We start from the raw sequence: 12390 nt of genomic DNA on the forward strand, positions 1-12390 counted from the left end.
AGAAAGGGCGAATAAAACATGCGAAAAATCATATTTTATGGCGCTGTAAGTTTAGATGGTTATTTGGCAACGAAAACGGATGACCTTCAATGGCTTTTTGACACTCCGACAGGTGAGCAAACCACTTATGTAGCTTTTTATGAAACAATCGATACGACCATCATGGGCAGGAAAACTTATCAAGAAGCAAAAAAATATTTGGAAACCGAAGCAATTTATCCAGAGAAAAAGAATTTCGTTTTTTCAACCAATGCACAATTACAATTACCAGATGCTGAGGTCGTACACGAAGAGCCTGTTGCTTTTCTAAAAAATCTACAAATGGCAGAAGGAAAAGACATCTGGATTGTGGGTGGGGGTCGATTGATCAAACCGTTAGTAGAACATCAAATGATTGATGAATGGTATATCCAGATTGCCCCTGTATTATTAGGGGACGGAATCCCTTTATTCCAAAAAGGAACCTATGAAGCACGTTTCGAATTGCTAGATACGACACGATTCGGTGAATTTATCGAATTACATTATATACGAAAGTAGAAACAAAAAAAACAAAAAAGACAACTATATGCAGAAGTGTCCTGTACATAGTTGCCTTTTTATTACTGTTCTAATTTTATTCTGCTAATTTGTTAGAAAAATCTAGATATGCATCTAAAATCGTTTGGAAGAAACTTAATGTTCCTTCAACGATATTGCCGTTTTCATCAATTAGATTCGTAACGTTTCCGATATATGCTTCCGGTTGTTGCAAGGTAGGCACATTCAAAAAGACAAGTGATTGGCGTAGATGGTGGTTTGCGCCAAAACCGCCGATCCCACCTGGTGATGCAGTAACGACTAAACCTGGTTTATGATCCCAAACACTGTGTCCATAAGGTCTTGAGCCTACATCTAAAGCATTTTTCAATACTGCTGGCACAGAGCGGTTGTATTCAGGAGTAACGAAAACGACACCGTCTAATCCACTCACTTCCTCACGAAAACGAGTCCATTCAGCAGGCGCTTTTTCTGGGGTTTCAAGATCCTCATTGTAAAATGGCAGATCATCGAATTTTACAAATACACTTTCGTACCCTTCAGGAAGCAATTTTGCAAAAGCTTCTGCTACTTTTTTGTTGTAAGAATCTTTTCTTAAACTACCAATAAAAAATCCAATTTTTTTTGTCATACGATTTTTCCTCCTTCAAACTATCTATAATAATCTTACAAAAAATAAGTAACTGGAGCAAATAAAAACACTTACTGGCAAAAGTTTCGTTTCAGTTGACAAATGATCGCGAAGTATCGTTAGTCTCCATTGCCAACCCTCTTGGAAAGTCTATATAATGAAGAAAAAGGAGGGATAAGATGGAAGAATTATCATTATCGAAAAATGTAGCAAATTTACGAAAGAAAAAAGGCGTGACCCAAGAAATTCTAGCTGAATTCATAGGCGTGACAAAAGCTTCTGTTTCCAAATGGGAGACAGGCCAAAGTATGCCTGATGTACTCATATTGCCTAAATTAGCCAGTTTTTTTGATGTGTCTGTTGATGAACTGCTCGGCTATCATCCTCAATTGACGAAAGAGCAAATCAGACACTTTTATCAGCAGTGGACCACCGCTTTTTCTGAAGAGCCCTTTGAATATGTGATGGAGGACTGTAGAAAAGCGGTCAAACAATATTACTCATGTTATCCTTTTCTTTTACAAGTAGCCGTTTTGTGGTTGAATCATTTTATGCTAACAAAGGATCTGGAGGAACAACAAGCAATTCTGTCTGAAGCAGAAGCGTTATGTACGAAAATCGTAGAAGAATCAGCAGAATTATCTCTATGCAATAATGCTTCTTTGTTAAAAGTAGCGGTCATGCTCCAGTTAGGCAAACCAGAAGAAGCTTTATCTGAAATCGAAGAAAAAGCGGATCCTTATCGTTTTGCCCAGCAAAGCGACACCTTACTTATCCAAGCGTACCGAGCCGCTGGTCAAACAAAAAAAGCGGTAAGCTATACTCAATTCAGCATGTTTTCTCATTTAATCAATCTCGTATCTTCAGCCACTCATTATCTATTGATTCAAATCATTCAATTACCGGTTATAGAAGAAACTGTCAATAGAATAGATGCTGTGATCCAAGCATTCAACCTGACGGCGGTCCATCCCAACAGTTGTGCTCAATTTTCTTATGCTGCAGCCTGTGCTTATGCGAAACATGAAAAAGAAGAACAAGTAATAAAGTGCTTAAAACAGTTTGTGGATTTGACACTTATACTTTTAAGCGAGGAAGGCAGGATCCTTCATGGTGATAGGTATTTTGATGAGATAACTGAGATATTTGAAGGAGCAGATCTTGGGGTACAGCAAATAAGAGACACGAAATTCATCAGGGAAGGGGCATTGAGTGCATTAGAAAATCCGTTTTTTCAACAAATTGAAAGATCAAAAATTGAAAAACTAAAAAAGCGATTGGCAGGCGAGTAATATGGGCATCAAAGAATTTCTTCCGTTTTTAATTCCTTTAATCATTGTACAGTTTGGATTACTTATTTATGTACTTCATCATATCTTTACACATTCTGCATATAAACATGGAAATCGAATGATATGGGTGATTATTGTTATTGTTGGTATGCAGTTCATCGGTCCTGTCCTTTATTTGATTTTTGGCAAGGAGGATGCGTAGTGGCTATCTTGACACTTGAAAAAGTCTCAAAGTCTTTTGGTACAAACAAATTGTTGGATGATTTATCTTTTTCTGTAGAAGAACAGACGATTTTTGGTTTCATCGGTAAAAACGGTGCTGGAAAAACGACAACTATGAAACTGATCTTAGGTCTTATCAAAAAAGACAGCGGAACGATCCGAGTGAACGGAAAAGAAGTAGAGTACGGACAAACAACGACCAATCAAGAAATCGGCTATTTAGCTGATGTACCGGTTTTTTATGATTATATGACCGCTTCTGAGTATTTGATCTTTTGCGGCGAACTCACAGGAATGCCTAAACAGCGGATAAAGGAAAAAATCAGTGAACTGTTGTCACTTGTCGGTCTGTCGAATGAAAAGAAGCGGATCAAAAAATTTTCCAGAGGGATGCGACAACGTTTAGGGATTGCTCAAGCATTGTTGAACGAGCCCAAGTTACTCATTTGCGATGAACCAACTTCCGCTCTTGATCCTGTGGGTCGAAAAGAAATATTAGATATCTTATCATCTGTGAAAGAGCAAACGACGATTTTATTTTCAACTCATATTTTATCTGATGTGGTGCGTATCTGTGACAAAGTTGCTTTTTTGGATAATGGAAAAATCGTGTTGTCTGGATCAGTGGACGAATTGAAAAAGCAAACAAATGCTAGTGGATTTGAGATCGTATTTTTTTCCAAAAAAGAGCGCGAACAATTTGAAGAGCTTTTACCTGGAGGGATGATCCGAAGTGAACTGCGTATAGCTTATCCACAAAAAAGTAAAGAAGAAATGCTTTTTGCTATGGATTTGCTAGCCAAATACCAATTGCCAGTCCAATCGGTCCAGATGGAAGAACCTACGCTAGAAAAACTCTTTTTGGAGGTCGTTCAATCATGAGACAACTCATTGCCTTCGCCAAAAAGGAGCTAAAGGAAAACTGGCGTACTGGAAAAATCATCACGCTAAGTGCGCTCACAGTGATTTTCGGTATAATGAATCCATTGCTAGCTAAATTGACTCCTTATTTAGTGCAAGCTATGTCAACAACTCTGGCAGAGTCAGGGATTTCTGTTCAGAAGATTACAGTTGATGCAACGACTTCATGGACACAATTTTATAAAAATATTCCGATGTTGCTGATTTTTTTCCTTCTTTTATTCAGTGGGATATTGACAAGCGAATACCAAAACGGAACAATCATCAACTTGCTGACAAAAGGGATGAAGCGCTGGAAGATATTTCTGTCGAAATGGATCATGGGTATACTATTTTGGAGTGTCAGCTATTGGTGCTGTTATAGTATTACGCTAGCATACACGATTTATTATTGGGACCAGTCGATTATCACCCATCCTTTATTTATCAGTTTTACTTATTATTTTTTTGGTTGTTGGCTTTATTCATTGATTTTATTTTATTCAGCTTTTCTTTCTTCCAATTATGCGGTTCTGTTGGCTAGTGGGGGAACGGTCATTCTGAGTTATGGTGCTGGGTTGTTCTCTAAAGTAGCAGAATATGTACCGACTTATTTGATTTCTTCCTCAAATTTTCTTGCGAAAGAAATCCACCTTGCAGATTATACTCGGTCATTAGCAGTGACATGTTGTTCTATCGTCATATCCATCGTAGCTGGGTGGCTTGTTTTTAACAAAAAAGAAGTCTAAAATCTGCTATTTCCTAAAAAAAATCGAATTTAATCAAGCTGTAAAGAAAAAAAGCTTTACAGGGTAAAAAAAAACTGTTACACTACATCTTGTGAATAAAACAATGGAGGTGGAAATAAATAATGGCAGTTAAAATCCGTTTAAAACGTATGGGTTCTAAAAAGAGTCCTTTTTACCGTATCGTCGTAGCTGATTCACGTTCTCCTCGTGATGGACGTTTCATCGAAACTGTAGGTACTTACAATCCTTTGAAAGACCCTGCAGAAGTAGTTTTAAAAGAAGACTTAGTTCTTGACTGGTTATCAAAAGGTGCACAACCTTCTGACACTGTACGTAACATCCTTTCAAAAGAAGGCGTTATGCAAAAACACCACGAAGCTAAATTCTCAAAGAAATAAGGTGACCGGATATGAAAGATTTAAGCGACTTAGTCTTAACAATCGTTCGTCCGCTAGTCACTTATCCTGATCAAGTCAAGTTAGAGGTCGTAGAGTCGAAAGATTTTTACGAGTACAACCTAACAGTGGCACCTGAAGATATTGGCCGTATCATCGGAAAACAAGGGCGTGTGGCCAAAGCAATCCGCACGATCGTTTACGGTGTTCGGATCAATGCACCAAAAAAAGTGCGTTTGAATATCATCGATGATAAGGAAAAGTAAATAAACGTGCTGTACTCGAATTTCCGAGTACAGCTTTTTTGTTTTTTTTATTAATTGAAGAAATGATTATTTGGCAAAAGAAGTAAGAAAGCGTATCCTTATAATAGGAGGGAGTGAACAGATAATGAGAAATACTATGTTATTTATTCCGTTTGTCTTATTGTTAAGCGCCTGCAGTTTGATTACTGAAAGATCAGACAATACGCAACCATCAAGCAGTACATCTGAAACTGTTGCAAGTACAGAAAAAAGTAATACTAAAACGGCTTCATCTACTGAACAAACAAGGACTACCTCAAATAATGAGGAAAAGCCTGCTTTAAACCAATTGAAAGAACAACAACCAAACGTGCCCATGCCTTTAGATGTACCGATTTCTTCTGGCTATCTCAATGTCGCAGCGGCACAAACAAAGCAAGGCTATTCTATTTTATATTACGGATCAGATCGTCCCCTCAGGTTGAATGCTGACGAATTGAATCAAGAAACGCCTATTGCAACTTATCTCTATCAATATGGATTTGCTTCTAGTCAAGAAACGATCCAAGTCTTGCAGCCATTTGAGATCGATACAAATGGGCAGCAAATGGATTTAGGTCATCAAATCACGGGGTATCAGCAAGGAGCAGCAGGTTCAAGCTACCTTGAATGGCAAGAAGGAAATTGGCGTATTCGGATCCGTGGGAATAATATAGATGGTCAAGAACCCTTGCCGTTAGCTAAAGAAATCGTAGCCTATTTGGAAGAAAACAGGCTGCCAGTACCTGAACAATTTGGTAAGATAACTATTGATATGGGAGATACGACGAATCGAGCCGTAGAAGTAAGTTGGCAAGAACCGAAAAATGTCTATACGATCACTCGTCAAGACCCTATAGCTGCATTGAAGATGGCAGTTTCTATGAAGAAGCCATGACAGAAGTGCTCAGCTCCAAGAAATAAGAAGTCATCAAAAACAGCAAGCCACAGTTTTGCATAAATTTGGCTTAATACCCTAAAAGAAAACTAGAATTGCCTCTCCGCACATGCTAAAATAAAACAGACAAAAAAGAAATGGGGATATAAGTTGACTGAATACTTGAATGTAGGAAAAATCGTAAACACACAAGGTATCAAAGGTGAAGTCCGTGTGATCTCAACAACGGATTTCCCAGAAGAACGTTACAAAAAAGGGACGGTGCTGACATTATTCCAAGATGGAAAAGCACCTGTGGAATTAACAGTCAAAAGTCATCGCAAACATAAAAATTTTGACTTATTGAGTTTTGAAGGACATCCTTCTATCAATGATGTGGAAAAATATCGGGATGGCATATTGAAAGTGTCAAAAGACAACTCTGTAGATCTAGCTGAAAATGAATTCTATTACCACGAGATCATCGGTCTGCGTGTGGTGGAAGAAGATGGAACGGAACTAGGTAAAGTAAAAGAAATCTTGTCACCAGGTGCCAATGATGTTTGGGTCGTTCAACGTCCGAAAAAAGCTGATATCTTGCTTCCATATATCGCTTCTGTCGTCAAAGAAGTCGATTTAGAAGCTGGAGTGGTCCGTGTAGAAATCCCAGAAGGACTGATTGACGATGAAGATTGATGTATTGACTTTATTTCCAAGAATGTTTGAAGGCCCTATGGGAGAATCCATCATCGGCAAGGCTGTAGATAAAGGATTATTAGACATCAATATCTATAACTTCCGTGATTATTCAGATAACAAACATCAGACAGTAGATGATTATCCATATGGCGGAGGAGCAGGTATGCTGCTCAAAGTCCAGCCCATCTATGATAACATCCAAGCAATCGAACAAGCTGCACCGGATGTCCAAAAAAGAGTAATTCTTCTTGACCCAGCTGGTAAACGATTCGATCAAAAAATGGCAGAAGAATTTTCACAGGAAGAACATCTGGTATTCATTTGTGGTCACTACGAGGGGTATGATGAACGTATCCGCACATTAGTGACAGATGAAGTTTCCTTAGGGGATTATGTCCTTACTGGGGGAGAATTAGGTGCGATGGTCATGATCGATGCAACAGTTCGGCTGTTGCCAGATGTGTTAGGCAATCAGACTTCTGCCCAAACCGATTCTTATTCAACTGGTCTATTAGAACATCCCCAATATACTCGTCCAGCAGAATATAAAGGGATGAAAGTACCAGAAGTATTGACAAATGGAAATCATAAATTGATTGAAGAATGGCAATTAAAAGAGTCGCTAAGAAGAACCTATCAACGCCGACCTGATCTCTTGGAAACACTTGAATGGACACCTCAAATGACGAAATTTTTAGAAGAGATCAAGAAAGAAGAACAAGAAAAAACAGCAGATGTAACCAAGTAAATTTTTCTAAAATCTTCTTTACAGTAGATTGATAGTATGTTAGTATTTTATGGTGAGTGTACAAGCACTTAACTATTACGATATTCCGCTGTGAGAAAAGCTCATAAGAATATTTGGAATAAGGAGAAGAAAACCATGAATCCATTAATCGAAGAATTAACAAAAGACCAATTACGTTCTGACATCCCAGCGTTCCGCCCTGGTGACACTGTGCGTGTTCACGCAAAAGTTGTCGAAGGTACTCGTGAACGTATCCAGTTATTTGAAGGTGTTGTTATCAAACGCCGCGGTGCTGGAATCAGCGAAACTTATACAGTACGTAAAGTTTCTAACGGAGTGGGCGTTGAGCGTACATTCCCATTGCACACACCACGTGTTGCAAAAATCGAAGTAGTTCGCTACGGTAAAGTACGTCGTGCAAAATTGTACTACCTACGTGCATTACACGGAAAAGCTGCTCGTATCAAAGAAATCCGTCGTTAATCATCGTTATCAGACAGAGAAAGAACCCTTGGAGTTCAAGGGTTCTTTTTTTGTTCTTATCATGTACGCAATATTCTTGATTCAGTATTTTTTTATTACTCGACTGGGCGAATAACTTATTAGGATGAGTCTTCCGACAAATATTAGTAAAAAAAAGAGCCATGTGATAATATCTTTCTTGAGAGTAACCGCTTTAACAAAAAATACAGAATATTCTAACATAAATGGAGTATTCTTAGAATCAAAAGTTAGAAATAAGATGATTTATACTTACACGGAGCAAGAGAAGATGAAAGTTTTGGAGACGTTTATGAAGGATGGAAAAGTAAAATAAGTACCAAGCGCAACAAAAAAGAAATACATCCTGCTGAAAGAAGTCTTGAAACGATTCGAACATGGAGTAATCTATACAGAAACAGAAGTCAATTCGATATTGATGGACATATTTTCTAGTGCTGATTATGTCGAACAAAGGCGTTATCTAATCACATTCGGTTTTTTCAAAAGAAGTTCGGATGGTCGAGCGTATCAGTTGATGGGAAATGAAAATTAGAAGTTTTGATGTATACTAATTGAAAAAAATTCAAGTATGCGGCGTAGAACCAATGTCGCATACTTGAATTTTTTTTGTCATCTTGTGAAATTGGTTGAAACTTTCAACCAAGAATGACAGTTTTTTATGTAAAATCTGTCATTCTTTTTCATTTTTTGAAACATATGGCTAAACAAATGAAATAAAACGTGCTATACTTCTGGATGAAACAGGTTTAGAAACTGTATCACTTATTTGTGATTATTTCTAACTAATAATTAAAAATAAAGCATAAAAAGGACGATGTTCAATGGCTGAAAAAATGAAACAAGGTTCGAAATCTGTAGTAGAAAGTTTGATTAACCATCACGTTGATTATGTATTCGGTATACCAGGCGCAAAAATCGATGGTGTATTTAATGAATTAGAGGATCAAGGTCCTGAATTAATTGTAACTCGTCACGAACAAAATGCTGCATTTATGGCACAAGCAATCGGACGTATTACAGGAGAACCTGGGGTTGTTATCGCAACAAGTGGTCCAGGTGCTAGTAACTTAGCTACAGGTTTGGTAACAGCGACAGCAGAAGGAGACCCGGTTTTAGCAATTGCCGGGCAAGTAAAACGAAGCGATCTATTGAAGTTGACCCATCAAAGCATGGATAATGCAGCGCTGTTCCAGCCAATCACAAAATACAGTGCAGAAATCCAAGATCCGGAAACAATTTCAGAAGTGATTGCCAATGCTTATCGTATGGCTAAAAGCTCAAAAAAAGGAGCGAGTTTTATCAGCATTCCTCAAGATGTAGTGGATGCGCCAGTTCAAGGTAATATCATCAAGCCATTGAGTGATCCTAAATTAGGTTCTGCTTCTGCAGATGATATCCGTTACTTAGCCGAACGCATCAGGGAAGCAAAACTACCGGTATTATTAGTAGGTATGCGGGGATCAAGTGAAAAAGAAACGTTAGCTATCCGGCAATTAGTTGAAAAGACAGCATTACCTGTTGTAGAGACATTCCAAGCAGCTGGAGTGATCTCACGTGAATTAGAAGCGCATTTCTTTGGTCGAGTGGGATTGTTTAGAAACCAACCAGGCGATATGCTTTTGAAACGAAGCGACCTAGTCATCGCAATTGGCTATGATCCAATCGAATATGAAGCAAGAAACTGGAACGCAGAAAAAGATGCGCGGATCATTGTGATCGATGAAGCACCAGCTGAAATCGATCCGTTTATGCAGCCTGAAAGAGAATTGATCGGTGATATCTCAGCCACTATTGATTTACTGACAGGTTCATTAGAGCCTCAACAAGTGTCAGAAGATGCGAAAGAATATTTAGATTCTCTTCAAGCAAAACTAACGGAGCGGAATATTGTCCAATCAAAAGGAGAAGCAGGTATTTTGCATCCTTTAGAAGTCATCAACACACTTCAATCAAAAGTAACAGATGATATGACCGTTACTGTAGATGTAGGGAGTCATTATATTTGGATGGCACGCCACTTTAGAAGTTATGAACCACGACATCTATTATTCAGTAATGGTATGCAAACGCTTGGTGTAGCATTACCGTGGGCGATTTCTGCTGCACTGGTACGTCCAAATACACAAATTGTATCAGTTTCCGGAGATGGCGGATTTTTATTCTCTGCCCAAGATTTAGAAACGGCTGTACGTAAAAAATTGGATATCGTTCATTTGATTTGGAATGATGGACGCTACAATATGGTAGAGTTCCAAGAAAAAATGAAATATCAACGGGCGTCAGGTGTAGACTTTGGTCCAGTTGATTTTGTGAAATATGCAGAAGCTTTTGGTGCTAAAGGGATCCGAGCTACAAGTATAGAGGAATTAGAAAAAGCTTTAGAAGAAGGATTTGCGACAGAAGGACCCGTAATTATTGATATTCCGATCGATTACCGTGATAATGAGAAATTGGGAGAAACAATCTTACCAGATCAATTCTATTAAGGAAGTGTCGACATGACTGAAAAAATCTTATACCAGCACGGGACATTGGGAGCTTTGATGGCCGGCTTGATGGATGGAACAGAAACGATTGCTCACATATTGGAAAAAGGAACTCTGGGATTGGGAACATTGCATGGACTTGATGGTGAAGTCATCTTTTTAGATGGCGTAGCTTATCAAGGAAGATCAGATGGCTCAGTTGTCCAATTAGATGGAAGTGAACTTACCCCCTATGCAGCAATTACAGATTTTACGCCAGATACTAGTTTTTCTGTTTTAGAATCTGCAGATGGAGAACAATTGAAAAAACACATCTTAGTAAAAGAAGATGGGGAAAATCTATTTTTAGCAGTGAAGATAACTGGATTATTCAAAAACATGCATATCCGTATCATGCCGAAACAAGAAAAACCTTATCGAAGACTAGCGAAAATTTCAGAGTCTCAACCAGAATTCCAACAAAGCAACGTTCATGGAACATTAGTCGGGTTCTTTACCCCTGAATTATTCCAAGGAGTTGCTGCAGCGGGATTTCATCTGCATTTTATCGATGATACACATACATTTGGCGGACATGTAATGGATTTTGAAGTGGCTGAAGGAAACGTGGAAATCAGCCGCATCTCTTCTCTTGTACAGCACTTTCCAGTTGATGATCCGACTTTTGTTCACGAAACGATTGATTATGCTGATTTAGCAGCAGAAATCCAACAAGCAGAATAAAAAAGACAGCGAGATGCGTTTAAGGTAACCAATCTAACGTATCTCGCTTTTTTGAAAAGCAAACCTAGCGTTTACCAAAAAACTGAGCTATAATCTTTTCCATAGATCAAAAAGGAGCAGTTTTTATCATGTGGACAGAAAAACAGAAAAAAGATGCATACGAAATTCTATTATTACAGCAACAAGGATTATTAGAAGCAGAAGATAACTGGTTAGCAAATTTAGCAAATTCATCTGCATTGTTGAATGAAACATTACCTGAGACTGTCTTTGCAGGATACTATTTATTTGATGGCAATGAATTGATTTTAGGACCGTTCCAAGGGCGAGTTTCCTGCACACGTATCAAGATGGGAAAAGGAGTTTGTGGAGAGTCAGCTGAAAAACAAACGACATTGATCGTTGACGATGTCAAAAAACATGAAAATTATATTTCCTGTGATTCAGCCGCACAATCAGAAATCGTTGTACCAATGGTAAAAGAAGGTCATTTAATCGGTGTTTTAGATATCGATTGCGGAGTAACGAAAGGGTATGATGAAATCGATCAAGCATTTCTAGAAAAATATGTAGATCTTTTATTAGCAAATTTTAATATAAATGCTTTTTCATTTATTAATAACTAAAATTGACTATTGAAACAAAAAAGAAGAGAAATCAAAAAACAAAAAGAGCCGGAAAGACAGTGGGCATATCTGTTTTTCGGTTTTTTTATTTTTTTATAAAATCACAAGTGTTATTAGTTTTCATAATCATATTTTAATGGTATTATCATTTTAAATAATGAAAAACACATTAAGGATGGATGAAATATGAATAACGAAACTATCATTTTAGGAAAAAAATATATTTGCCAACCTATTGGCTTGAAACAAAAAGTGGTTGGAGAAGTAATCAGTAAATTAGAAAATTGTGTTGTGATCTGCGTAGATGAATATCATGACGTCGATCGCAATGAAATATTAGAAAAATGCGGAAAAGTAGTGGCAAAATACACTCACGTTTATGAGTTGGAAACGACAGAATATCTATATAATTACAGCAATAAATATGAACATACTTTAGTTTCATAAAGATTTTAAATAAAGTGCCTTCAAAAGCGAGGAGTCCAAGCTTTTGAAGACACTTTATTTAGTTGGCGTTGTTTTTTTATATGTCACTTTTCTTTTTAAGTGGCACAATAATTGTAAATTTTCTTTAATTGATTCTCTATACAACCTGAATCTAGTTCAGTATATAAAAACTAGTTTCGTTTGCTTCACTATCAGAAATTCTCCTTCGCTTCTTTTAGATTATATATAAGGTATCTCTTGGAATGGCAACAGTTTTTTTGACAAATT

Annotated in this window: 16 protein-coding genes and 1 pseudogene; 16 read left to right on the forward strand and 1 reads right to left on the reverse strand. The window is 37.6% G+C overall.

The features are described from left to right. The first annotated feature begins 18 nt into the window (after window positions 1–18). Window positions 19–540 carry a dihydrofolate reductase family protein gene (locus HMPREF2731_RS03155; RefSeq protein WP_070872306.1) on the forward strand — a complete coding sequence of 174 codons (522 nt, stop codon included), beginning with the start codon at window positions 19–21 and terminating at the stop codon, window positions 538–540. 76 nt (window positions 541–616) lie between these two features. Here the strand turns inward: HMPREF2731_RS03155 and HMPREF2731_RS03160 are convergent, their stop codons facing one another. Continuing rightward, window positions 617–1171 carry an NADPH-dependent FMN reductase gene (locus HMPREF2731_RS03160; RefSeq protein ID WP_002308722.1) on the reverse strand — a complete coding sequence of 185 codons (555 nt, stop codon included), beginning with the start codon at window positions 1169–1171 and terminating at the stop codon, window positions 617–619. 179 nt (window positions 1172–1350) lie between these two features. Between HMPREF2731_RS03160 and HMPREF2731_RS03165 the strand changes: the two genes are divergently transcribed. From HMPREF2731_RS03165 to HMPREF2731_RS03235, 15 genes and pseudogenes are all read left to right on the forward strand, one after another. Continuing rightward, complete coding sequence (locus HMPREF2731_RS03165) at window positions 1351–2463, forward strand: helix-turn-helix domain-containing protein (RefSeq protein WP_002313563.1); 1113 nt, start codon at window positions 1351–1353, stop codon at window positions 2461–2463. Between the two features lies 1 nt (window position 2464). Beyond that, a complete protein-coding gene (locus HMPREF2731_RS03170; RefSeq protein ID WP_002306273.1) occupies window positions 2465–2665 on the forward strand; it encodes a PLDc N-terminal domain-containing protein in 201 nt (66 codons plus the stop codon). After that, the gene (locus tag HMPREF2731_RS03175; protein ID WP_002313564.1) at window positions 2665–3567 is read left to right on the forward strand and encodes an ABC transporter ATP-binding protein; all 903 of its coding nucleotides are present in this window, start codon (window positions 2665–2667) and stop codon (window positions 3565–3567) included. The genes HMPREF2731_RS03170 and HMPREF2731_RS03175 overlap by 1 nt, the downstream gene beginning before the upstream one ends. After that, a complete protein-coding gene (locus HMPREF2731_RS03180; protein WP_002308727.1) occupies window positions 3564–4334 on the forward strand; it encodes an ABC transporter permease subunit in 771 nt (256 codons plus the stop codon). The genes HMPREF2731_RS03175 and HMPREF2731_RS03180 overlap by 4 nt, the downstream gene beginning before the upstream one ends. A gap of 122 nt (window positions 4335–4456) precedes the next feature. Next, window positions 4457–4732, forward strand: a complete 276-nt coding sequence (rpsP, locus tag HMPREF2731_RS03185; protein ID WP_002290274.1) for a 30S ribosomal protein S16 — start codon at window positions 4457–4459, stop codon at window positions 4730–4732. 11 nt (window positions 4733–4743) lie between these two features. Further along, window positions 4744–4995, forward strand: a complete 252-nt coding sequence (locus HMPREF2731_RS03190) for a KH domain-containing protein (RefSeq protein ID WP_002308728.1) — start codon at window positions 4744–4746, stop codon at window positions 4993–4995. A 124-nt stretch (window positions 4996–5119) separates the two neighbouring features. Then, the gene (locus HMPREF2731_RS03195) at window positions 5120–5911 is read left to right on the forward strand and encodes a hypothetical protein (RefSeq protein WP_002334807.1); all 792 of its coding nucleotides are present in this window, start codon (window positions 5120–5122) and stop codon (window positions 5909–5911) included. Window positions 5912–6061: 150 nt separating this feature from the next. Then, complete coding sequence (rimM, locus tag HMPREF2731_RS03200) at window positions 6062–6586, forward strand: ribosome maturation factor RimM (RefSeq protein ID WP_002308730.1); 525 nt, start codon at window positions 6062–6064, stop codon at window positions 6584–6586. After that, window positions 6576–7337: a tRNA (guanosine(37)-N1)-methyltransferase TrmD gene (gene trmD / locus HMPREF2731_RS03205; RefSeq protein WP_070872308.1), complete on the forward strand. Its 762-nt coding sequence runs from the start codon at window positions 6576–6578 to the stop codon at window positions 7335–7337. The genes rimM and trmD overlap by 11 nt, the downstream gene beginning before the upstream one ends. A 135-nt stretch (window positions 7338–7472) precedes the next feature. Next, window positions 7473–7820: a 50S ribosomal protein L19 gene (gene rplS / locus HMPREF2731_RS03210; protein WP_002290284.1), complete on the forward strand. Its 348-nt coding sequence runs from the start codon at window positions 7473–7475 to the stop codon at window positions 7818–7820. Between the two features lie 259 nt (window positions 7821–8079). Then, a pseudogene (locus HMPREF2731_RS03215) lies at window positions 8080–8373 on the forward strand (DUF2087 domain-containing protein). 289 nt (window positions 8374–8662) lie between these two features. After that, complete coding sequence (alsS, locus tag HMPREF2731_RS03220) at window positions 8663–10327, forward strand: acetolactate synthase AlsS (RefSeq protein ID WP_070872310.1); 1665 nt, start codon at window positions 8663–8665, stop codon at window positions 10325–10327. Window positions 10328–10339: 12 nt separating this feature from the next. After that, window positions 10340–11050 (forward strand): acetolactate decarboxylase, encoded by a 711-nt coding sequence (budA, locus tag HMPREF2731_RS03225; RefSeq protein ID WP_070872312.1) that lies wholly within the window; start codon window positions 10340–10342, stop codon window positions 11048–11050. A 128-nt stretch (window positions 11051–11178) separates the two neighbouring features. Continuing rightward, a complete protein-coding gene (locus HMPREF2731_RS03230; protein WP_070872314.1) occupies window positions 11179–11676 on the forward strand; it encodes a GAF domain-containing protein in 498 nt (165 codons plus the stop codon). Window positions 11677–11862: 186 nt separating this feature from the next. Continuing rightward, the gene (locus HMPREF2731_RS03235) at window positions 11863–12123 is read left to right on the forward strand and encodes a hypothetical protein (RefSeq protein ID WP_002289617.1); all 261 of its coding nucleotides are present in this window, start codon (window positions 11863–11865) and stop codon (window positions 12121–12123) included. Window positions 12124–12390: the final 267 nt, after the last annotated feature.

Source organism: Enterococcus sp. HMSC072F02 (assembly GCF_001837725.1).
Classification (GTDB): Bacteria; Bacillota; Bacilli; order Lactobacillales; family Enterococcaceae; genus Enterococcus_B; species Enterococcus_B lactis.